Source organism: Streptococcus bovismuti (assembly GCF_042436615.2).
In the GTDB taxonomy this organism is placed as follows: Bacteria; Bacillota; Bacilli; order Lactobacillales; family Streptococcaceae; genus Streptococcus.
Genome location: NZ_JBHMFR020000001.1, coordinates 543,280 through 564,621, shown reverse-complemented (window position 1 = coordinate 564,621; position 21,342 = coordinate 543,280). Strand labels below are relative to the sequence as shown.

Annotated in this window: 18 protein-coding genes and 2 tRNA genes; 19 read left to right on the top strand and 1 reads right to left on the bottom strand. The window is 41.8% G+C overall.

Going from position 1 to position 21,342, the window contains the following annotated elements; translation table 11 throughout:
• The first annotated feature begins 4 nt into the window (after positions 1-4).
• The 8 genes from ACERDH_RS02745 (at position 5) to ACERDH_RS02710 (ending at position 7,758) form a co-directional block, all read left to right on the top strand.
• Positions 5-595 (top strand): class I SAM-dependent methyltransferase, encoded by a 591-nt coding sequence (locus ACERDH_RS02745; RefSeq protein ID WP_386682322.1) that lies wholly within the window; start codon positions 5-7, stop codon positions 593-595.
• Positions 592-1,869: a pyrimidine-nucleoside phosphorylase gene (locus ACERDH_RS02740; protein WP_386682325.1), complete on the top strand. Its 1,278-nt coding sequence runs from the start codon at positions 592-594 to the stop codon at positions 1,867-1,869. Before ACERDH_RS02745 ends, ACERDH_RS02740 begins: the two co-directional genes overlap by 4 nt.
• Positions 1,870-1,888: 19 nt before the next feature.
• A complete protein-coding gene (gene deoC, locus ACERDH_RS02735; protein ID WP_386682328.1) occupies positions 1,889-2,551 on the top strand; it encodes a deoxyribose-phosphate aldolase in 663 nt (220 codons plus the stop codon).
• Positions 2,538-2,927 (top strand): cytidine deaminase, encoded by a 390-nt coding sequence (locus tag ACERDH_RS02730; protein WP_033686672.1) that lies wholly within the window; start codon positions 2,538-2,540, stop codon positions 2,925-2,927. The genes deoC and ACERDH_RS02730 overlap by 14 nt, the downstream gene beginning before the upstream one ends.
• Before the next feature lie 89 nt (positions 2,928-3,016).
• Positions 3,017-4,069: a BMP family lipoprotein gene (locus ACERDH_RS02725; protein WP_261031453.1), complete on the top strand. Its 1,053-nt coding sequence runs from the start codon at positions 3,017-3,019 to the stop codon at positions 4,067-4,069.
• Positions 4,070-4,212: 143 nt separating this feature from the next.
• Positions 4,213-5,748 (top strand): ABC transporter ATP-binding protein, encoded by a 1,536-nt coding sequence (locus tag ACERDH_RS02720; protein ID WP_386682333.1) that lies wholly within the window; start codon positions 4,213-4,215, stop codon positions 5,746-5,748.
• The gene (locus tag ACERDH_RS02715) at positions 5,741-6,799 is read left to right on the top strand and encodes an ABC transporter permease (protein WP_020900232.1); all 1,059 of its coding nucleotides are present in this window, start codon (positions 5,741-5,743) and stop codon (positions 6,797-6,799) included. Before ACERDH_RS02720 ends, ACERDH_RS02715 begins: the two co-directional genes overlap by 8 nt.
• Positions 6,800-6,801: 2 nt before the next feature.
• Positions 6,802-7,758 carry an ABC transporter permease gene (locus ACERDH_RS02710; RefSeq protein ID WP_386682336.1) on the top strand — a complete coding sequence of 319 codons (957 nt, stop codon included), beginning with the start codon at positions 6,802-6,804 and terminating at the stop codon, positions 7,756-7,758.
• 38 nt (positions 7,759-7,796) lie between these two features.
• On the opposite strand, the gene plsY is transcribed toward ACERDH_RS02710, so the two are convergent.
• Entirely contained in the window at positions 7,797-8,438 is a 642-nt protein-coding gene (gene plsY / locus ACERDH_RS02705) for a glycerol-3-phosphate 1-O-acyltransferase PlsY (RefSeq protein WP_269794850.1), read from the bottom strand.
• A gap of 135 nt (positions 8,439-8,573) precedes the next feature.
• Here plsY and parE point away from each other — a divergent pair, with 135 nt between their 5' ends.
• The 11 genes from parE to dnaX all read left to right on the top strand — a co-directional run bounded on the left by parE (position 8,574) and on the right by dnaX (position 21,328).
• Entirely contained in the window at positions 8,574-10,517 is a 1,944-nt protein-coding gene (gene parE / locus ACERDH_RS02700; protein ID WP_004261495.1) for a DNA topoisomerase IV subunit B, read from the top strand.
• 27 nt (positions 10,518-10,544) lie between these two features.
• The gene (locus tag ACERDH_RS02695) at positions 10,545-11,363 is read left to right on the top strand and encodes an aminoglycoside 6-adenylyltransferase (RefSeq protein ID WP_386682340.1); all 819 of its coding nucleotides are present in this window, start codon (positions 10,545-10,547) and stop codon (positions 11,361-11,363) included.
• 205 nt (positions 11,364-11,568) lie between these two features.
• Complete coding sequence (parC, locus tag ACERDH_RS02690; protein ID WP_386682343.1) at positions 11,569-14,040, top strand: DNA topoisomerase IV subunit A; 2,472 nt, start codon at positions 11,569-11,571, stop codon at positions 14,038-14,040.
• A 134-nt stretch (positions 14,041-14,174) separates the two neighbouring features.
• Positions 14,175-15,197: a branched-chain amino acid aminotransferase gene (locus ACERDH_RS02685; RefSeq protein ID WP_033681953.1), complete on the top strand. Its 1,023-nt coding sequence runs from the start codon at positions 14,175-14,177 to the stop codon at positions 15,195-15,197.
• Positions 15,198-15,219: 22 nt separating this feature from the next.
• Entirely contained in the window at positions 15,220-17,187 is a 1,968-nt protein-coding gene (locus ACERDH_RS02680) for a peptide ABC transporter substrate-binding protein (RefSeq protein ID WP_000837408.1), read from the top strand.
• A 97-nt stretch (positions 17,188-17,284) separates the two neighbouring features.
• Positions 17,285-17,515 carry a DUF2969 domain-containing protein gene (locus ACERDH_RS02675; protein WP_000037113.1) on the top strand — a complete coding sequence of 77 codons (231 nt, stop codon included), beginning with the start codon at positions 17,285-17,287 and terminating at the stop codon, positions 17,513-17,515.
• 49 nt (positions 17,516-17,564) lie between these two features.
• Positions 17,565-17,645 (top strand) — tRNA-Tyr (locus ACERDH_RS02670).
• Between the two features lie 9 nt (positions 17,646-17,654).
• Positions 17,655-17,726: transfer RNA gene (locus ACERDH_RS02665), tRNA-Gln, on the top strand.
• Between the two features lie 161 nt (positions 17,727-17,887).
• On the top strand, positions 17,888-19,090 hold the full coding sequence (gene rpsA / locus ACERDH_RS02660) for a 30S ribosomal protein S1 (protein WP_001001630.1): 1,203 nt from the start codon (positions 17,888-17,890) through the stop codon (positions 19,088-19,090).
• Between the two features lie 85 nt (positions 19,091-19,175).
• Positions 19,176-19,673: a GAF domain-containing protein gene (locus ACERDH_RS02655; RefSeq protein WP_386682521.1), complete on the top strand. Its 498-nt coding sequence runs from the start codon at positions 19,176-19,178 to the stop codon at positions 19,671-19,673.
• The gene (dnaX, locus tag ACERDH_RS02650) at positions 19,673-21,328 is read left to right on the top strand and encodes a DNA polymerase III subunit gamma/tau (RefSeq protein ID WP_314498628.1); all 1,656 of its coding nucleotides are present in this window, start codon (positions 19,673-19,675) and stop codon (positions 21,326-21,328) included. The genes ACERDH_RS02655 and dnaX overlap by 1 nt, the downstream gene beginning before the upstream one ends.
• Positions 21,329-21,342 lie beyond the last annotated feature (14 nt).

Genomic DNA, 21,342 nt, shown 5'->3' with positions numbered 1-21,342 from the left:
TTTCATGAGTAAAATGTATTATGCAGAAAATCCTGATGCTGCTCACGACATTCATGAGTTAAGAGTGGACTTGTTGGGAGAAAAAATGACCTTTTTGACGGATGCGGGTGTTTTTAGCAAGAAAATGGTTGACTTTGGAAGTCAACTCTTGCTTAAGTGTCTTGAGGTCAATCAAGGAGAAACTGTCCTTGATGTAGGCTGTGGTTACGGGCCTTTGGGGTTGTCCTTAGCTAAGGCTTATGGAGTTCAGGCGACCATGGTCGATATTAATAATCGTGCCTTGGATTTGGCCCGACAAAATGCTGAACGAAATAAAGTAGAAGCGACGATTTTCCAGTCTAACATCTATGAACAAGTTGAAGGTAAATTTGACCATGTCATGTCCAATCCTCCTATCCGTGCAGGAAAGCAAGTGGTTCATGAAATCATTGAGAAAAGTAAAGATTTCTTGGAAACTGGTGGGGATTTAACAATCGTTATCCAGAAAAAACAGGGGGCTCCAAGTGCTAAGTCCAAGATGGAAGATGTGTTTGGCAATTGTGAAGTCGTTAAAAAAGATAAGGGATACTACATCCTTAGAAGTGTGAAAGAATGAGAGCAGTTGATTTAATCCAAAAGAAACGAGACGGGCAAGAACTGACCTCGAGTGAAATTGAATGGCTAGTTGAAGGCTATGTGTCAGGAACGGTTCCTGATTATCAGATGTCTGCCTTTGCTATGGCTGTCTATTTCAAAGGAATGACGACTCGAGAAATCTCAGACCTAACTATGAATATGGTTCAGACAGGTCAAGAGTTTGATTTATCTGCTATTGATGGGGTTAAGGTTGACAAGCATTCTACGGGTGGTGTTGGTGATAAGGTGACCTTGATTTTGGCTCCTCTTGTTGCTAGTTTTGGTGTGCCTGTTGCAAAAATGAGTGGTCGTGGGCTCGGCCATACGGGTGGAACAATCGATAAATTGGAGTCCATTAAGGGCTATCAAGTTGAGCGCAGTCAAGAGGATTTCATTGCACAAGTGCAGGATATTGGTGTATCTGTCATTGGGCAATCAGATCAGCTGGTCAAAGCGGATAAGCTTCTCTACGCTCTCCGTGATGTGACAGCAACTGTCGACACGATTCCTTTGATTGCGAGTTCGGTGATGAGCAAGAAAATCGCGGCAGGGGCGGATGCTATTTTGCTAGACGTGACTGTCGGTGAGGGTGCCTTCATGAAGACGGTTGATGAGGCGCGTGAATTGGCTCAAACCATGGTGGAACTTGGTAAGGCAGTTGGTCGAAAGACGGTAGCAGTGATTACGGATATGAGTCAGCCCTTGGGACGAGCGATTGGAAATCGTCTAGAAATTCTTGAAGCACTGGAGATTTTACAAGGTCAAGGACGTCAGGATATTACCCATTTTATATGCGAATTGGCTCAAATTATGCTTGGTCTGGCAAATGTTAACAAGACAGTTGAAGAAGTTCGCCAACATCTTGAGAATGGCAAGGCACTGGCTAAGTTTGAGGAAATGGTCCAAGCCCAGGGTGGAGACTTGGAAGACCTCTATCGTCCTGTAAATGTAGCCCATGTGGTGGAAATCCCTGCTCAGGAAACGGGGGTCATTTCAGCTCTTCCAGCTATGGAATTTGGGCTTTATGCTATGAGACTGGGGGCAGGCCGTGCAGTCAAGTCTGATGCCTTGGACTATGAAACAGGAATTGTTTTTGAAAAGAAAGTTGGAGATTCCGTTCAAAAGGGAGAAATTGTTGCAAAAGTATACACAAATGGAAAAATTTCTCCTCAGCTAGTTACAGATTTTCAAAAATATGTTAAAATAAATGATAGCGTGCAAAGTTTACGAGAAATTATAGAAATCATCTCATAAACTGCAGGAGAATCCGAATATGAAATTAAATAAATATATCGATCATACACTTTTGAAACAAGATGCGACAGAAAATCAAATTGATTGTTTGTTGTCTGAAGCTAGAGAGTATGATTTTGCCAGTGTTTGCGTTAATCCGACCTGGGTTGAACATGCTAAAAAAGGGCTTGAAGACACAGATGTCAAGGTCTGTACAGTAGTAGGTTTCCCTTTGGGGGCAACAACTTCAGCTGTGAAAGCTTTTGAAACCAAGGAAGCTATCCAAAATGGTGCAGATGAGATTGATATGGTGATCAATGTTGGAGCTCTCAAATCAGGTAATCTTAATTTGGTTGAATCGGACATTTGTGCGGTTGTGGAAGCAAGTGGTAACAAGTTAGTGAAAGTCATTATTGAAGCTTGCCTTCTGACTGACCAAGAAAAAGTTGTAGCCTGCCAATTAGCTCAAAAAGCGGGAGCTGACTTTGTTAAAACATCTACTGGCTTTTCAACTGGTGGCGCTACAGTAGCAGATGTTAGATTAATGCGTGAAACAGTTGGACCTGATATGGGAGTTAAGGCTGCTGGTGGAGCTCGTTCTTATGCAGATGCTCTTGCCTTTGTTGAAGCAGGTGCGACTCGTATCGGAACGTCAGCTGGGGTAGCCATTTTAAAAGGAGAATTGGCAGATGGCGACTACTGAGTTGATTGAACTAGCAATTGAAACCAGCAAGAAAGCCTATGTGCCCTATTCTCATTTTCCAGTCGGAGCTGTTTTAGTGACAAAAGATGGTAGCACTTATACAGGTGTCAATATTGAGAATGCTAGCTATCCTTTGACCAACTGCGGAGAGCGTACAGCGATTTTTAAAGCAGTTTCCGAAGGCCAAAGAGAGTTTTCCGAATTGATTGTTTATGGACAAACTGAAAAACCAATCTCGCCATGTGGTGCTTGTCGCCAAGTGATGGCTGAATTTTTTGAACAAGATCTAAAAGTGACCTTAGTCGCAAAAGATAAATCGACGGTCGAGATGACGGTCGGGGAGTTACTTCCATACTCTTTTACAGACTTAAACTAGTCTGAGTCGCTCTCTGAGTGGCACGGTCCTTGTGGCCAACCAATCCATACTTGCAACATCGTTGCACATCTTATTTAGGAGGTTCAGTAATGAACAAGAAACAATGGCTAGGCCTTGGTCTAGTTGCAGTGGCAGCAGTTGGACTTGCTGCATGTGGTAACCGCTCTTCTCGTAACGCAGCTTCATCTTCTGATGTGAAGACAAAAGCAGCAATCGTCACTGATACTGGTGGTGTTGATGACAAATCATTCAACCAATCAGCTTGGGAAGGTTTGCAAGACTGGGGTAAAGAACACAATCTTTCAAAAGATAAAGGTTTCACTTACTTCCAATCAACAAGTGAAGCTGACTACGCTAACAACTTGCAACAAGCGGCTGGAAGCTACAACCTAATCTTCGGTGTTGGTTTTGCCCTTCACAATGCGGTTGAAGAAGCAGCAAAAGACCACTCTGACTTGAACTATGTCTTGATTGATGATGTGATTAAAGATCAAAAGAATGTTGCTAGTGTAACATTTGCTGATAATGAAGCGGCTTACCTTGCAGGTGTTGCAGCGGCTAAAACAACTAAAACAAAACAAGTTGGTTTTGTAGGTGGTATTGAATCTGAAGTTATCTCACGTTTTGCAGCTGGATTTAAAGCAGGTGTTGAATCAGTAGACCCATCTATCAAAGTACAAGTTGACTACGCTGGTTCATTTGGTGATGCTGCTAAAGGTAAAACAATTGCAGCTGCACAATACGCAGCTGGTGCAGACGTTGTTTACCAAGCAGCAGGTGGAACAGGTGCTGGTGTCTTTGCAGAAGCAAAATCACTCAACGAAAGCCGTCCTGAAGGGGAAAAAGTTTGGGTTATCGGTGTTGACCGTGACCAAGTAGCAGAAGGCAAATACACTTCTAAAGATGGAAAAGAATCAAACTTTGTTCTTGTATCTACTTTGAAACAAGTTGGTACAACTGTAAAAGATATTGCTAACAAGGCAGAAAAAGGTGAATTCCCTGGCGGTCAAGTGATCGTTTACTCATTGAAAGATAAAGGGGTTGACTTGGCAGTAACAAACCTTTCAGAAGAAGGTAAAAAAGCTGTTGAAGATGCAAAAGCTAAAATCCTTGATGGAAGCGTAAAAGTTCCTGAAAAATAATGGATGGAAGTCATTTCTTAGGAAGCGGCCCTCGGCCGCTTTTTTAAGAGTTGAGGCAAAGTCATTTTGTCTCAGTAAAGCTTGCTACTAGAGAAACTAGCAAGTTTTATTGAAATAAAATAAGACTCTGAAAGGAAGAGCACATGGCACACGAAAATGTCATTGAGATGCGTGATATTACCAAGGTGTTTGGTGAATTTGTTGCCAACGACAAAATCAACTTGCACCTACGAAAAGGTGAAATTCATGCACTTTTAGGAGAAAATGGGGCTGGAAAGTCCACGCTCATGAACATGTTAGCAGGGCTTCTTGAACCAACCAGTGGTGAAATTGTGGTCAACGGTCAAGTTGTCAACCTCGATTCACCATCTAAAGCAGCTAGCTTGGGAATCGGAATGGTTCACCAGCACTTTATGTTGGTAGAAGCTTTTACAGTGGCTGAAAACATCATTTTAGGTAGTGAATTAACTAAAAATGGTGTATTAGATATCGCTGGAGCTAGCAAAGAAATCAAGGCTCTTTCTGAACGTTATGGCTTAGCTGTTGATCCTTCTGCTAAAGTGGCAGACATCTCAGTTGGAGCCCAACAACGTGTAGAAATTTTAAAAACCCTTTATCGGGGGGCTGATATCCTTATCTTTGACGAACCAACGGCTGTCTTGACTCCATCAGAAATTGATGAGTTGATGGCTATTATGAAAAATCTTGTCAAAGAAGGAAAATCAATTATCTTGATCACCCACAAGTTGGATGAGATTCGAGCAGTTTCTGACCGCGTTACAGTTATCCGTCGTGGAAAATCAATTGAAACTGTCGAAATTGCAGGGGCTACCAATGCTGATTTGGCAGAAATGATGGTAGGTCGTTCTGTTTCCTTTAAAACAGAGAAGCAAGTCTCTCAACCAAAAGAAGTGGTCTTGTCTATTAAAGACTTGGTGGTCAATGAAAACCGCGGTGTCCCAGCTGTGAAAAATCTATCCTTGGATGTTCGTGCTGGAGAGATTGTTGGGATTGCGGGGATTGATGGAAATGGTCAGTCTGAACTGATTCAAGCCATCACAGGTCTTCGCAAGGTTGAATCTGGAGGCATTGAGCTAAAAGGAGATTCAATTGTAGGCTTGCACCCACGTCAGATTACAGAGTTGAGTGTTGGGCACGTTCCAGAAGATCGTCACCGTGATGGTTTGATTTTGGAAATGATGATTTCTGAAAATATTGCCCTTCAAACCTACTATAAAGAACCACATAGTAAAAATGGAATTTTGAACTATTCAAATATTACTTCTTATGCTAAAAAGCTAATGGAAGAGTTTGATGTTCGTGCTGCCAGTGAATTTGTTCCTGCAGCAGCACTCTCAGGAGGAAATCAACAAAAAGCAATTATTGCTCGTGAAATTGATCGTGATCCTGATCTCCTTATCGTCAGCCAGCCAACTCGTGGGTTGGATGTCGGCGCCATTGAATATATCCACAAACGCTTGATTGAAGAGCGTGATAATGGGAAGGCTGTCCTTGTTGTCAGCTTTGAATTGGATGAGATTTTAAACGTCTCAGACCGTATTGCCGTTATCCACGATGGTAAGATTCAAGGTATTGTATCACCAGAAACAACCAATAAACAAGAACTTGGTGTCTTGATGGCTGGTGGAAACTTGGGAAAGGAGAAGAGTGATGTCTAAAAAATTACAACAAATTTCGGTTCCCTTGATTTCTGTCTTCCTAGGAATTTTACTCGGAGCCATTGTCATGTGGATCTTCGGTTATGATGCTATTTGGGGCTACGAAGAATTGTTCTATACAGCCTTTGGTAGCTTACGTGGGATTGGGGAAATCTTCCGTGCTATGGGGCCTTTGGTCTTGATTGGTCTTGGTTTTGCTGTTGCCAGTCGTGCAGGTTTCTTTAACGTTGGACTTCCTGGTCAGGCTTTGGCAGGTTGGATTCTTAGTGGTTGGTTTGCCTTGTCGCATCCAGATATGCCGCGTCCCTTGATGATTCTAGCAACTATCGTGATTGCTTTGATTGCGGGAGGAATTGTCGGAGCGATTCCAGGTATTCTGAGAGCCTATCTAGGGACGTCAGAGGTTATCGTAACCATCATGATGAACTACATCGTTTTGTATGTAGGGAATGCCTTTATCCATGCCTTCCCTAAAGACTTCATGCAAAGTACAGATTCGACCATTCGTGTTGGGGCTAATGCAACCTACCAGACACCTTGGTTGTCTGAGTTGACTGGTAACTCACGGATGAATATTGGTATTTTCTTTGCTATCATTGCCGTTGTAGTTATTTGGTTCATGCTCAAGAAAACGACTCTTGGTTTTGAAATTCGTGCAGTTGGTCTTAATCCACATGCTTCAGAATATGCTGGTATTTCTGCAAAAAGAACGATTATCCTCTCAATGATTATTTCAGGTGCTTTGGCAGGTCTTGGTGGAGCTGTTGAAGGGCTTGGAACCTTCCAGAACGTCTATGTTCAAGGGGCATCTTTAGCTGTCGGATTTAACGGGATGGCGGTTAGTCTGCTTGCGGCCAACTCACCAATTGGTATTCTCTTTGCAGCCTTCCTATTTGGTGTTCTCCAAGTTGGAGCCCCAGGTATGAATGCGGCGCAGGTACCGTCTGAGCTTGTCAGCATTGTAACAGCGTCTATTATCTTCTTTGTCAGTGTTCATTACCTTATCGAACGCTTTGTCAAACCGAAAAAACAAGTTAAAGGAGGTAAGTAAAGATGTCTATTACAACCTTGCTCACCCTCTTGGTGTCTTCTATGCTGATTTACTCAGCTCCCCTCATCTTTACAAGTATTGGTGGTGTTTTCTCTGAACGTGGTGGTATCGTAAACGTCGGCCTTGAAGGAATTATGGTTATGGGTGCCTTTTCTGGAGTTGTCTTTAACCTTGAATTTGCAGAACAATTTGGAGCAGCAACTCCATGGCTATCTTTGTTAGTTGCAGGATTGGTAGGGGGAATCTTTTCTATCATCCACGCAGCAGCAACAGTTCATTTCCGTGCAGATCATGTTGTCAGCGGTACAGTATTGAACTTGATGGCGCCTTCCTTGGCTGTTTTCTTAGTGAAAGTTCTTTATAATAAAGGACAAACAGATAACTTAAGTCAGACTTTTGGACGCTTTGACTTCCCAGTCTTGGCAAATATCCCAGTGATTGGTGATATTTTCTTCAAATCAACAAGTCTGCTAGGTTATATCGCGATTGCCTTCTCATTCCTTGCTTGGTTTATCCTCTTCAAGACCCGCTTTGGTCTTCGTCTCCGCTCTGTAGGTGAACATCCGCAAGCAGCGGACACATTGGGAATCAACGTCTACAAAATGAGATATTTAGGGGTTATCATTTCAGGTTTCCTAGGTGGAATTGGCGGAGCGATTTATGCTCAATCCATCTCAGTTAACTTCTCAGTGACAACTATTGTTGGACCTGGATTTATCGCCCTTGCTGCGATGATCTTTGGGAAATGGAATCCAATCGGAGCTATGCTTTCAAGTCTCTTCTTTGGACTTTCACAAAGTTTAGCTGTTATTGGTTCTCAATTGCCATTCCTACAAGGAGTGCCTGCGGTTTATCTTCAAATTGCACCTTATGTTTTGACAATTCTTGTCTTGGCAGCCTTCTTTGGAAAAGCAGTCGCACCAAAAGCAGATGGTATCAACTATATCAAATCAAAATAAGCATACAAAAAAACGTCAGTTCTGTTCAAACTGGCGTTTTATTTTTTAGGATTTTGATGGATTAAGTTCAATCCCCAAGGGACAAGATTTTCAGTTTTATTTTTGATACGTGTGATATTATCCTTATGACGAATGATAATCAAACTAGCAAGAGCTAGGATAATGGCGATGAAGAGAGGGTCATAGTTACTCAAAATAAAACCAAAAAGTGGAAAGAGTAGAACTCCGATGACAGCCGCGATAGATGCTGTGACACTAGACAGCGAAATCATACTACCTAGATAGAGGGTTCCAAAGAAAACAACCGCAAGGTAGAGACAGAAGATAGGCGCAAATCCGAAAATCACACCTGCACTGGTTGCGACAGCCTTACCACCCTTAAATCCTGCAAAGATAGGAAAGGTATGTCCAATAACAGCCAAAAGTCCAAAGATGAGAGGCGAAACGCCTTGCAGATGAAACATAATCGGAAGAAGGGTTGCTAGGGTTCCTTTGAAAAAGTCAATCACAAAGGTTGCCATACCAGCTTTCTTGCCTAAAATGCGGAAGGTATTGGTCGTTCCAGTGTTACCAGAACCATGCTCGCGCAGATTGATTTGAAAGAATACTTGTCCAATCCAGAGACCAGACGGAATCGAACCCAGCAGATAGGCTAGGATTAATAAAACTATTGTAATCATACTCCTATTATATCATGAAATGGAGAAGAAAGGCAGAGAATCTCTTCTGAAATTGTCACAGCGGAGAAAGAAAAATTTTGCAAAATCCTTAGAAAACCTGTAGAATAGTAAAGATGAACGAATAGGAGGTTCCTTGTGTCAAAAAAGGAAATCAATATTAACAATTATAATGATGACGCCATTCAGGTGCTAGAAGGGTTGGATGCCGTCCGTAAACGTCCAGGGATGTATATCGGATCGACTGATGGGGCAGGTCTTCATCATCTCGTCTGGGAAATCGTCGATAATGCTGTCGATGAAGCCTTGTCTGGATTTGGTGACCGTATTGATGTGACCATTAATAAAGACGGCAGTTTAACGGTTCAAGACCACGGACGTGGGATGCCGACTGGAATGCACGCGATGGGAATCCCAACGGTTGAAGTAATCTTTACCATTCTCCACGCCGGAGGGAAATTCGGTCAAGGTGGTTATAAGACATCAGGTGGTCTGCACGGGGTGGGTTCTTCCGTAGTTAACGCCCTTTCTAGCTGGCTAGAAGTTGAAATCACTCGTGACGGTGCAATCTACAAGCAACGTTTTGAAAATGGTGGCAAACCTGTTACGACTTTGAAGAAAATCGGTACAGCGCCCAAGTCTAAAACAGGTACCAAGGTTACGTTTATGCCTGATGCGACGATCTTCTCTACGACAGATTTCAAGTACAATACCATCTCAGAACGCCTCAATGAGTCAGCCTTTCTTTTAAAAAATGTGACCTTGTCTCTAACGGATAAACGCACAGACGAAGCGATTGAATTCCACTATGAAAATGGGGTACAAGACTTTGTTTCTTACCTCAACGAAGACAAGGAGACCTTAACGCCAGTTCTTTACTTTGAAGGGGAAGACAATGGTTTCCAAGTGGAAGTGGCCCTCCAGTACAATGACGGATTTTCAGATAACATTCTATCCTTTGTCAATAACGTTCGCACCAAGGACGGTGGAACGCACGAGACAGGACTCAAGTCTGCCATTACCAAGGTTATGAATGACTATGCGCGTAAGACTGGGCTTCTCAAGGAAAAAGATAAAAACCTTGAAGGGTCAGACTATCGTGAAGGACTAGCAGCCGTTCTTTCTATCCTTGTTCCTGAAGAACACCTCCAGTTTGAAGGTCAGACAAAGGATAAATTGGGAAGCCCACTGGCTCGTCCAGTTGTGGATGGAATTGTAGCTGATAAGTTGACTTTCTTCCTTATGGAAAATGGGGAATTAGCTTCAAATCTTATTCGCAAAGCCATCAAGGCCCGTGATGCTCGTGAAGCGGCACGTAAGGCGCGTGATGAGAGTCGAAATGGGAAGAAAAATAAGAAAGATAAGGGATTGTTGTCTGGGAAATTGACCCCAGCCCAGTCTAAGAATCCAGCTAAAAATGAACTCTATCTAGTCGAGGGGGATTCTGCCGGAGGTTCTGCCAAACAAGGCCGTGACCGCAAGTTCCAGGCAATCTTGCCTCTTCGTGGTAAGGTTATCAATACAGCCAAAGCCAAGATGGCGGATATCCTCAAAAATGAAGAAATCAACACCATGATTTATACAATCGGTGCGGGTGTGGGAGCAGATTTTTCTATTGAAGATGCCAACTATGACAAGATTATTATCATGACCGATGCGGATACTGACGGTGCCCATATCCAGACTCTTCTTTTAACATTCTTTTATCGCTACATGCGTCCGCTAGTTGAGGCAGGCCATGTCTATATCGCCCTTCCGCCTCTTTACAAGATGTCCAAAGGCAAAGGCAAGAAAGAAGAAGTAGCCTATGCATGGACGGATGGCGAATTAGAAGAACTTCGCAAACAGTTCGGTAAAGGTGCAACACTCCAACGCTACAAGGGGCTTGGAGAGATGAATGCGGATCAACTCTGGGAAACAACCATGAATCCGGAAACTCGAACTCTCATTCGTGTCACTATCGAAGATCTTGCTCGCGCCGAACGTCGCGTCAATGTCCTTATGGGGGATAAGGTCGAGCCACGACGTAAGTGGATTGAGGATAATGTCAAGTTTACGCTGGAAGAAGCGACAGTGTTTTAAGTCACTTTTTAATGAATGGATATCAACATGAGAGCTGAAACAGAAATGCTAGATCTGATTTTACAGACTGCCAAAACTTTACAAGTCAAAGCTGTCGCCATGTCTGGTTCACGGACAAACCCAAAGGCCCCAAAAGATGAATTTCAAGACTATGATGTTGTTTATGTCGTGGATGATTTGGCTAATCTGACAAGCAATCTTTCTTGGCTAGACCAGTTTGGCAAACGCATTATTGAGCAAGAGGTTGCTCTTGACCATCGTCGTCTATATCTTATGCTCTTTGAAGATGGCAATCGGATTGATTTGACTCTCTGCTCTAAAGCCCACATTCAAGAGTGGGTGGATAGTGAGGCAGGATTCACTGTTTTGGAAGACCCAGAACATTTATTTGAACCCTGTTCCCAAAATCTAGAGCGATACTGGACAAGTCCAGCTACTGAAACGGATTTTGAAAAATCCTGTAATGAATTTTGGTGGGTGTCGGCCTACGTGGTCAAAGGGATTTGTCGCAATCAAGTCATCTATGCGACGGACCATCTCTACGGTATTTGTCAGCAAGAATTGCTGAAGGTCTTAGCTTGGCAGGTCACAAGTGATAGGGGGAAAGTTGATATCGGAAAGAACTACAAGTATCTCTTTAATTATTTACCTGCTGAGAAAGAGAAAGAATTCTCGAACCTGCTTGATTTCTCAAGTGTAGAGAAACTTACTCAGTCATTGTTTGCTACAATGAAGCTTTTCCACCAAGAGGCACGATACCTTGCTAACAAGATGGGCTTTAACTACGATAAAGAAGTAGCTGAGAAGATGATTGAGTATGCTGAGGAGAGACTTCTAAATCGCTGACTAATTAAAAAGATTAAACTACAGAAAGGATAGTTTGGTTATTTATAGTAACTGAACACCTTTTCTATAAAAAACTACCCTACATTCTTTGAAAGGAGTTGAACACGCCCTAAATGCTGTGTTAAAAAGAGAAATTCTCTTGTGAGCTTGCTTACTTTAAAAATTTCCTATTTTTCCTTTGTATTTTGAGGGCTCTGTATCCTATATGAGTAACATTCAAAACATGTCCCTTGAGGACATCATGGGAGAGCGCTTTGGTCGCTACTCCAAGTACATTATTCAAGACCGGGCTTTGCCAGATATTCGTGATGGACTCAAGCCGGTTCAGCGTCGTATTCTTTATTCGATGAATAAAGATGGCAATACTTTTGACAAGAGCTACCGTAAGTCGGCCAAGTCAGTCGGGAACATCATGGGGAATTTTCACCCACACGGTGACAGCTCCATCTATGATGCCATGGTTCGTATGTCTCAGGATTGGAAAAATCGTGAGATTTTGGTCGAAATGCACGGTAATAACGGTTCTATGGACGGAGATCCGCCTGCGGCTATGCGTTATACTGAGGCACGTCTGTCTGAAATTGCTAGCTATCTTCTTCAGGATATCGAGAAGAAGACAGTTCCCTTTGCTTGGAACTTTGATGACACCGAAAAAGAGCCGACAGTCTTGCCAGCAGCCTTTCCAAATCTCTTGGTAAATGGATCGACTGGTATTTCGGCTGGATATGCGACAGATATTCCACCTCATAATTTAGCTGAGGTCATCGATACAGCTGTTTACATGATTGACCATCCAACTGCCAAGGTGGATAAACTCATGGAATTCTTGCCTGGACCAGACTTCCCGACTGGAGGGATTATCCAGGGTCGTGATGAAATCAAGAAGGCCTATGAAACTGGGAAAGGGCGCGTGGTTGTTCGTTCCAAGACTGAGATTGAAAATCTAAAAGGTGGTAAGGAACAAATTGTTGTTACTGAGATTCCTTATGAAATCAACAAGGCCAATCTAGTCAAGAAGATTGATGATGTTCGTGTCAATAATAAGGTGGCAGGTATTGCTGAGGTTCGCGATGAGTCTGACCGTGACGGTCTTCGTATCGCGATTGAACTCAAGAAAGACGCTAATACGGAGCTTGTTCTCAACTACCTATTTAAGTACACTGACCTACAAATCAATTACAATTTTAACATGGTGGCAATTGACAATTTCACGCCTCGTCAGGTTGGGATCGTTCCAATCTTGTCTAGCTATATTGCCCACCGTCGTGAAGTGATTTTGGCGCGTTCACGCTTTGATAAGGAAAAGGCTGAAAAACGTCTCCATATCGTCGAAGGTTTGATTCGTGTGATTTCAATCTTGGACGAAGTCATTGCGCTTATCCGTGCTTCTGAGAATAAGGCTGACGCTAAGGAAAATCTTAAGGTCAGCTATGATTTTACGGAAGAACAGGCTGAGGCTATCGTAACCTTGCAACTGTATCGTTTGACCAATACCGATGTGGTTGTCTTACAGGAAGAAGAAGCAGAACTTCGTGAGAAGATTGCCATGCTTACGGCTATTATCGGTGATGAGCGGACTATGTACAATCTCATGAAGAAAGAACTTCGTGAGGTTAAGAAGAAGTTTGCGACTCCGCGTTTGAGTTCTCTAGAAGACACTGCGAAAGCAATTGAGATTGATACAGCCAGTCTTATCGCCGAGGAAGATACCTACGTCAGCGTGACCAAGGCAGGTTACATCAAGCGTACCAGTCCACGTTCTTTTGCAGCTTCAACGCTAGAGGAAATTGGCAAACGTGATGATGACCGTTTGATTTTTGTTCAAGCTGCTAAGACAACCCAGCATCTCTTGATGTTCACAAGTCTTGGAAATGTCATCTACAGACCAATCCATGAATTAGCAGATATTCGTTGGAAAGACATCGGAGAGCATCTGAGCCAGACCATTACAAATTTTGAAACTAACGAAGAAATCCTTTATGTGGAAGTAGTAGATCAGTTTGATGATGCGACAACTTACTTTGCTGCAACTCGTCTTGGTCAAATCAAGCGTGTAGAGCGAAAAGAGTTCACTCCATGGCGGACCTATAAATCTAAGTCTGTCAAGTATGCTAAACTAAAAGATGAGACAGACCAGATTGTGGCAGTGGCTCCAATTAAACTGGATGATGTTCTCTTGATTAGCCAAAATGGTTATGCCCTGCGTTTCAATATTGAAGAGGTTCCGGTTGTCGGTGCCAAGGCTGCAGGTGTCAAGGCTATGAACCTGAAAGAAGATGACGTCCTCCAATCCGCCTTTATCTGTAATACCTCGTCCTTCTACCTCTTGACTCAGCGTGGAAGTTTGAAACGTGTTTCTGTTGACGAAATTCCAGCAACCAGCCGTGCCAAACGTGGGTTACAAGTCTTGCGTGAGTTGAAAAACAAACCGCATCGTGTCTTCTTAGCAGGAGCAGTTGCAGAGCAAGGCTTCGTTGGTGACCTCTTCAGTACAGAAGTGGACGGGAACGATCAAACTCTGATTATTCAATCTAACAAAGGAACAATCTATGAAAGCCGATTACAAGACTTGAATCTGTCAGAACGCACAAGTAACGGTAGCTTCATCTCTGACACGATTTCAGATGAAGAAGTTTTTGACGCTTATCTTAAAGAAGTATTTACTGAAGCTAAATAAGTGAAATGAAGAATCAGTTCTAAGAGCTGGTTCTTTTTATTGAAGAAATTTTCTGAAAATTACAAAATATACTTGCTATTTTAGAAAAATAGTGTAGAATAAAAGAAATAGGTTTTTAGAATAAGGAGTGGAATATGACAGTAACGATTGATTGGGAAAATCTCGGTTTTTCCTATATGAAATTACCTTATCGCTATATTGCTCATTTTAAAAATGGACAATGGAATCAAGGAGAGCTTACAGAAGATGCAACCTTGCATATTTCAGAGTCTTCTCCAAGTCTTCACTATGGTCAACAAGCATTCGAAGGTTTGAAAGCTTACCGTACTAAGGATGGCAGTGTTCAACTGTTCCGTCCTGACGAAAATGCCAAACGTCTGCAACGTACTTGTGATCGTCTTTTGATGCCACAAGTTCCGACAGAAATGTTTGTAGAAGCTTGTAAGGCAGTTGTTCGTGCGAATGAAGAATATGTACCTCCATACGGAACAGGTGGAACCCTTTATCTTCGTCCTCTTTTGATTGGAGTAGGAGATATTATCGGAGTAAAACCAGCAGAGGAATACATTTTCACCATCTTTGCTATGCCAGTTGGAAATTACTTTAAGGGTGGTTTGGTCCCAACCAATTTCTTGATTCAGGATGAATACGACCGTGCCGCTCCAAATGGTACAGGTGCGGCTAAGGTTGGTGGGAACTATGCTGCCAGTCTCTTGCCAGGAAAATTGGCCAAGTCACGCCATTTCTCAGATGTTATCTATCTAGACCCATCAACTCATACAAAGATTGAAGAAGTCGGATCAGCTAACTTCTTTGGAATTACAGCTGATAATGAATTTGTAACACCATTGAGTCCATCTATCTTGCCATCTATTACCAAGTACTCTTTGCTTTATTTGGCAGAACACCGCTTGGGCTTGACTCCTATTGAGGGAGATGTCCCAATTGATAACCTTGACCGTTTTGTAGAGGCAGGTGCCTGTGGTACAGCAGCGGTTATTTCTCCAATTGGTGGAATTCAGCACGGTGATGATTTCCATGTATTCTATAGTGAAACAGAAGTAGGTCCTGTGACTCGTAAATTATATGATGAATTGACAGGAATTCAGTTTGGCGATATTGAAGCGCCAGAAGGTTGGATTGTAAAAGTAGATTAAAATAAACTAAAGGAGATTTTTTATGAAATCGAAAAAGTGGCTCTTAACAGCAGGAGTGGTCCTGAGCACAACAGCTCTTTTAGTAGCTTGTGGAAAAGCTGATAAAGAAGCAGATGCACCGACAACATTTTCATATGTCTATGCAGTAGATCCAGCATCTTTGGACTATAGTATAGCGACTCGTACATCTACAACAGATGTCATCGGGAACGTGGTTGATGGTTTGATGGAAAATGACCAATACGGAAATGTTATTCCTTCCTTGGCTGAAGATTGGTCTGTGTCAAAAGATGGTTTGACTTATACCTACAAACTTCGTAAAGGAGTTAAATGGTACACTTCTGAAGGTGAAGAATATGCAGAAGTAACAGCCCATGACTTTGTGACAGGACTAAAACACGTAGCTGACGGTAAGTCAGACGGTGTCTCTCTCATCCAAAATTCAATCAAGGGCTTGGATGCCTACATGACTGGTGAGACCAATGATTTCTCTACAGTTGGTGTCAAGGCCTTGGACGATTACACAGTTGAATATACCCTAAACAAACCAGAAAGCTTCTGGAACTCTAAAGTCACCACAGCAACGATGTTACCTGTAAATGAAGAGTTTTTGAAGGCGTCAGGTAAAGATTATGGAGCAGTTACTCCAGCAGGAATTCTCTACAATGGTCCTTATATCTTGAAGACCTTGACGTCTAAATCGTTAATTGAATACGAGAAAAACCCAAATTACTGGGATAAAGAAAAGGTAAAAATCGAGAAGATTAAATTGACTTACTACGATGGTTCTGATCAGGAATCGTTGATTCGTAGCTTCTCTTCTGGTGCCTATACGACAGCCCGTCTCTTCCCAAGTAGCTCAAACTTTGCTTCTACTTTGGAACAATACGGAGATAAAATAACTTATAGCCCACAGGACTCAAGTAGTTATTACTTCACCTTTAACGTAAATCGTCAGTCATACAATAAAACTGCGAAAACAAGTGAAGAACAAAAGACTTCTACAAAAGAAGCTATGCTTAATAAGGACTTCCGTCAGGCTATCAACTTTGCCTTTAACCGCCATTCTTATGCTGCTCAGCTAAATGGTGAAGACGGTGCGGATAAGATTATTCGTAACAGCCTTGTTCCTGACAACTTTGTACAAGCAGGTGGGAAAAACTTTGGTCAAATCGCTCAAGCAGAGTTGGTGAACTATGGTGACCAGTGGAAAGGTGTTGAGCTAGTTGACGGTAAGGATTCTATCTACAACCCTGACAAGGCTAAAGCTGCGTTCGAAAAAGCTAAGAAAGACTTGGAATCTAAAGGGGTAACATTCCCAATTCACTTGGATGTCCCAGTTGAACAAACAGATACCATCGCCGTTCAACAAAGCAACTCTTTCAAACAGTCTATCGAATCAACTCTTGGTGCTGAAAATGTTGTCATCGATGTTCTTCAAATGACAGATAATGAAAAGGAAACAATCACTTCTCAAGCACGTGTTCCTTCTCAAAAAGACTATGACTTGAATAGTACAGGATGGGCTCCAAGTTATCAAGACCCAGCATCTTACTTGAATATCATGGATCCTAAATCAGGTTCTGCTATGAAACACCTTGGTATTACTAAAGGGAAAGATAAGGATGTTGTAGCTAAACTTGGTTTGGACCAATATAAGAAATTATTGGATGATGCAGATTCAGAAACTACAAATCTTGAAGAACGCTATGAAAAATATGCCAAGGCTCAAGCTTGGTTGACAGATAGTTCATTATTGATGCCAACAGCTTCATCTGGTGGTTCTCCAGTTGTAAGTAATGTCGTGCCATTCTCAAAACCGTACTCACAAGTTGGTATTAAGGGTGACCCATATATCTTTAAAGGAATGAAATTGCAAAAAGATATCGTTACAACAAAAGAATATGAAGAAGCACTGAAAAAATGGCAAAAAGAAAAATTGGAATCAAACGGTAAGTACCAAAAAGAACTAGAAAAACACATTAAATAAAGTGGAAAACTCTATATCAGACAAGCCTGATATAGAGTTTTTTCTTGCTAGTTTTAGGATTTTCTTGTAAAATAGAAAAAGTGAAGAGAGGTATGAAATGAGTAAGAAAGATAAAAAAATTGAAATTCAAGTAGCAGATGCCAAGGTTAATGTAGGAAAAGACAGTTTTGAAGGTTATACGTTGACCATTGGTAAAAAAGTTATCGGAGAAATTGCCGAATTAGACGGACAATTTGCCATCATAAAGAATGGGAATGTCGATAGTTTTTATAAAAAATTGGAAAAAGCTGTGGAAATTTTGATTGAAAATTATAATTTAGCAAAATAAGTCTTGTTTTTTTGAAATTTTCATGATATAATAGTCCATGTTGATTGTAGGAGAGATAGCGAAGAGGCTAAACGCGGCGGACTGTAAATCCGCTCCTTCGGGTTCGGGGGTTCGAATCCCTCTCTCTCCATTTCATCAATGGGGTATAGCCAAGCGGTAAGGCAAGGGACTTTGACTCCCTCATGCGTTGGTTCGAATCCAGCTACCCCAGTTCTTAGGTAATGATCAAGATAAAAAGCAAAATATCTTAGGGTATTTTATTTTTATAATTGAAAGACGTGAACGATATGAACATGTCCTTGCGGGTGCTTAGGAAAAAAATTATAAGTATGTCAAGTTTAAGAAAAACTTGATTGTTGGAGGATTTTTTAGATGAACGAATTTGAAGATTTGCTAAATAGCGTTAGCCAAGTTGAGACTGGTGATGTTGTTAGTGCTGAAGTATTGACAGTTGATGCGACTCAAGCTAACGTTGCAATCTCTGGAACTGGTGTTGAAGGTGTCTTGACTCTTCGCGAATTGACAAACGATCGCGATGCAGATATCAATGACTTTGTTAAAGTAGGAGAAGTATTGGATGTTCTTGTACTTCGTCAAGTAGTTGGTAAAGATACTGATACAGTTACATACCTTGTATCTAAAAAACGCCTTGAAGCTCGCAAAGCATGGGACAAACTTGTTGGTCGCGAAGAAGAAGTTGTTACTGTTAAAGGAACTCGTGCCGTTAAAGGTGGACTTTCAGTAGAATTTGAAGGTGTTCGTGGATTTATCCCAGCTTCAATGTTGGATACTCGTTTCGTACGTAACACTGAGCGTTTTGTAGGTCAAGAATTTGATGCTAAAATCAAAGAAGTTGACGCTAAAGAAAACCGCTTCATCCTTTCACGTCGTGAAGTTGTTGAAGCAGCTACAGCAGCAGCTCGCGCTGAAGTATTTGGTAAATTGGCTGTTGGTGATGTAGTAACTGGTAAAGTTGCACGTATCACAAGTTTTGGTGCTTTCATCGACCTTGGTGGTGTTGACGGATTGGTTCACTTGACTGAATTGTCACACGAACGTAACGTATCACCAAAATCAGTTGTAACTGTTGGTGAAGAAATTGAAGTTAAAATCCTTGATCTTAACGAAGAAGAAGGACGTGTCTCACTTTCACTTAAAGCAACAACACCTGGACCATGGGATGGCGTTGAGCAAAAATTGGCTAAAGGTGATGTAGTAGAAGGAACAGTTAAACGTTTGACTGACTTCGGTGCATTTGTTGAAGTATTGCCAGGTATCGATGGACTTGTTCACGTATCACAAATTTCACACAAACGTATTGAAAATCCAAAAGAAGCTCTTAAAGTAGGTCAAGAAGTTAAAGTTAAAGTTCTTGAAGTTAACGCAGATGCAGAGCGCGTATCACTTTCTATCAAAGCTCTTGAAGAGCGTCCAGCTCAAGAAGAAGGACAAAAAGAAGAAAAACGTGCTGCTCGTCCACGTCGTCCAAAGCGTCAAGAAAAACGTGATTTCGAACTTCCAGAAACACAAACAGGATTCTCAATGGCTGACTTGTTCGGTGATATCGAACTTTAATCTAATTGAAAATTCACAAAATCCTTTGTTTTCTAAACAAGGGATTTTTCTTTTGTCTGTAAGCCTTTTTTGATATAATAGTTCTATGTTAGAATCAGAAAAACAATCACGTTATCAAATGTTAAATGAAGAACTCTCTTTTTTATTGGAAGGCGAGACCAATGTTTTGGCTAATCTTTCCAACGCCAGTGCTCTTTTAAAATCACGCTTTCCTAATACCGTATTTGCAGGCTTTTATCTGTTCGATGGAAAGGAATTGGTTTTAGGTCCTTTTCAAGGAGGTGTTTCCTGCATCCGTATCTCACTAGGCAAAGGTGTTTGTGGGGAGGCAGCTCATTTTCAGGAAACTGTTATTGTTGGAGATGTAACGACTTATCCCAACTATATTTCTTGTGATAGTCGAGCTAAAAGTGAAATTGTTGCGCCAATGATGAAGAATGGTCAATTGCTCGGGGTTCTGGATCTGGATTCTTCAGAGATTGATGATTATGATGCTATGGATCAAGATTATTTAGAACAATTTGTCGCTATTTTGCTTGAAAAGACAGAATGGGACTTTACAATGTTTGGGGAGAAAGCCTAATGTATCAAGCACTTTATCGAAAATATAGAAGTCAAAACTTCTCCCAGTTGGTTGGTCAAGAAGTTGTAGCTAAGACTCTTAAACAAGCAGTAGAGCAAGAGAAAATAAGTCATGCTTATCTTTTTTCTGGTCCCCGTGGAACGGGAAAAACCAGTGTAGCCAAGATTTTTGCCAAAGCTATGAACTGTCCAAATCAAGTGGGTGGGGAACCATGTAATAACTGCTATATTTGTCAAGCAGTGACAGATGGTAGTTTAGAAGATGTCATTGAAATGGATGCAGCTTCTAATAATGGGGTGGATGAAATCCGTGAAATTCGTGATAAATCCACCTACGCTCCTAGTCTTGCCCGTTATAAGGTTTATATCATAGATGAGGTTCACATGCTGTCTACGGGGGCTTTTAATGCCCTCCTAAAGACGCTGGAAGAGCCAACACAGAATGTGGTCTTTATTTTGGCCACTACTGAATTGCACAAGATTCCTGCCACTATTCTATCCCGTGTGCAACGTTTTGAATTTAAATCAATTAAAACACAGGATATTAAGGAACATATCCGCTATATCTTAGAAAAAGAAAATATCAGTTCTGAACCAGAGGCTGTGGAAATCATTGCCAGACGGGCTGAAGGTGGAATGCGAGACGCCTTGTCTATTTTGGATCAAGCCCTGAGTTTGACACAGGGAAATGAATTGACGACTGCTATTTCTGAAGAAATTACTGGCACCATTAGTCTATCAGCCTTGGATGACTATGTGGCTGCCTTGTCTCAACAGGATGTTCCCAAAGCCTTAGCATGCTTAAATCTTCTCTTTGACAATGGTAAGAGTATGACTCGTTTTGTGACCGACCTTTTGCACTATTTAAGAGACTTGTTAATTGTTCAAACAGGTGGAGAAAACACTCATCATAGTCCAGTCTTTGTAGAGAATTTGGCACTTCCTCAGCAAAATCTGTTTGAAATGATTCGCTTGGCGACAGTGAGTTTAGCTGATATTAAGTCTAGCTTGCAGCCTAAGATTTATGCTGAGATGATGACCATCCGTTTGGCGGAGATTAAGCCCGAACCAGCTCTTCCAGGGGCGGTTGAAGATGAAATTTCTGCGCTGAGACAAGAAGTGACGCGTCTCAAACAAGAACTCGCAAATGTAGGAACTATACCCAAGCCAACCAGTCCAGTACCTAGCCGACCAGCAGCGGGTAAGACAGTCTATCGTGTGGATCGCAATAAAGTTCAATCGATCTTACAAGAGGCCGTTGAAAATCCTGATTTAGCACGTCAAAATTTGATTCGTTTACAAAATGCCTGGGGAGAGGTAATTGAAAGTCTTGGTGGGCCAGACAAGGCTCTGCTAGTTGGCTCTCAACCGGTTGCGGCCAATGAACATCACGCCATTCTTGCTTTTGAGTCTAACTTCAATGCTGGTCAAACCATGAAACGAGACAATCTCAACACCATGTTTGGCAACATCCTCAGTCAGGCAGCAGGTTTTTCACCTGAGATTTTAGCCATTTCCATGGAGGAATGGAAAGAAGTTCGTGCAGCCTTTTCAGCCAAAGCCAAATCTTCTCAAACTGAAAAAGAAGCAGAAGAAAGCCTGATTCCAGAAGGATTTGAATTTTTGGCTGATAAAGTGAAGGTAGAGGAAGACTAAAGAAAGATTTCATG

Excerpts from the sequence above, each read along its gene's own strand:
- ACERDH_RS02745 (WP_386682322.1), top strand. The coding sequence starts at position 5 with ATGAGTAAAATGTATTATGCAGAAAATCCTGATGCTGCTCACGACATT.
- ACERDH_RS02740 (WP_386682325.1), top strand. The coding sequence starts at position 592 with ATGAGAGCAGTTGATTTAATCCAAAAGAAACGAGACGGGCAAGAACTG.
- deoC (WP_386682328.1), top strand. The coding sequence starts at position 1,889 with ATGAAATTAAATAAATATATCGATCATACACTTTTGAAACAAGATGCG.
- ACERDH_RS02730 (WP_033686672.1), top strand. The coding sequence starts at position 2,538 with ATGGCGACTACTGAGTTGATTGAACTAGCAATTGAAACCAGCAAGAAA.
- ACERDH_RS02725 (WP_261031453.1), top strand. The coding sequence starts at position 3,017 with ATGAACAAGAAACAATGGCTAGGCCTTGGTCTAGTTGCAGTGGCAGCA.
- ACERDH_RS02720 (WP_386682333.1), top strand. The coding sequence starts at position 4,213 with ATGGCACACGAAAATGTCATTGAGATGCGTGATATTACCAAGGTGTTT.
- ACERDH_RS02715 (WP_020900232.1), top strand. The coding sequence starts at position 5,741 with ATGTCTAAAAAATTACAACAAATTTCGGTTCCCTTGATTTCTGTCTTC.
- ACERDH_RS02710 (WP_386682336.1), top strand. The coding sequence starts at position 6,802 with ATGTCTATTACAACCTTGCTCACCCTCTTGGTGTCTTCTATGCTGATT.
- plsY (WP_269794850.1), bottom strand. The coding sequence starts at position 8,438 with ATGATTACAATAGTTTTATTAATCCTAGCCTATCTGCTGGGTTCGATT.
- ACERDH_RS02695 (WP_386682340.1), top strand. The coding sequence starts at position 10,545 with ATGAGAGCTGAAACAGAAATGCTAGATCTGATTTTACAGACTGCCAAA.
- parC (WP_386682343.1), top strand. The coding sequence starts at position 11,569 with ATGAGTAACATTCAAAACATGTCCCTTGAGGACATCATGGGAGAGCGC.
- ACERDH_RS02685 (WP_033681953.1), top strand. The coding sequence starts at position 14,175 with ATGACAGTAACGATTGATTGGGAAAATCTCGGTTTTTCCTATATGAAA.
- ACERDH_RS02680 (WP_000837408.1), top strand. The coding sequence starts at position 15,220 with ATGAAATCGAAAAAGTGGCTCTTAACAGCAGGAGTGGTCCTGAGCACA.
- ACERDH_RS02675 (WP_000037113.1), top strand. The coding sequence starts at position 17,285 with ATGAGTAAGAAAGATAAAAAAATTGAAATTCAAGTAGCAGATGCCAAG.
- rpsA (WP_001001630.1), top strand. The coding sequence starts at position 17,888 with ATGAACGAATTTGAAGATTTGCTAAATAGCGTTAGCCAAGTTGAGACT.
- ACERDH_RS02655 (WP_386682521.1), top strand. The coding sequence starts at position 19,176 with ATGTTAGAATCAGAAAAACAATCACGTTATCAAATGTTAAATGAAGAA.
- dnaX (WP_314498628.1), top strand. The coding sequence starts at position 19,673 with ATGTATCAAGCACTTTATCGAAAATATAGAAGTCAAAACTTCTCCCAG.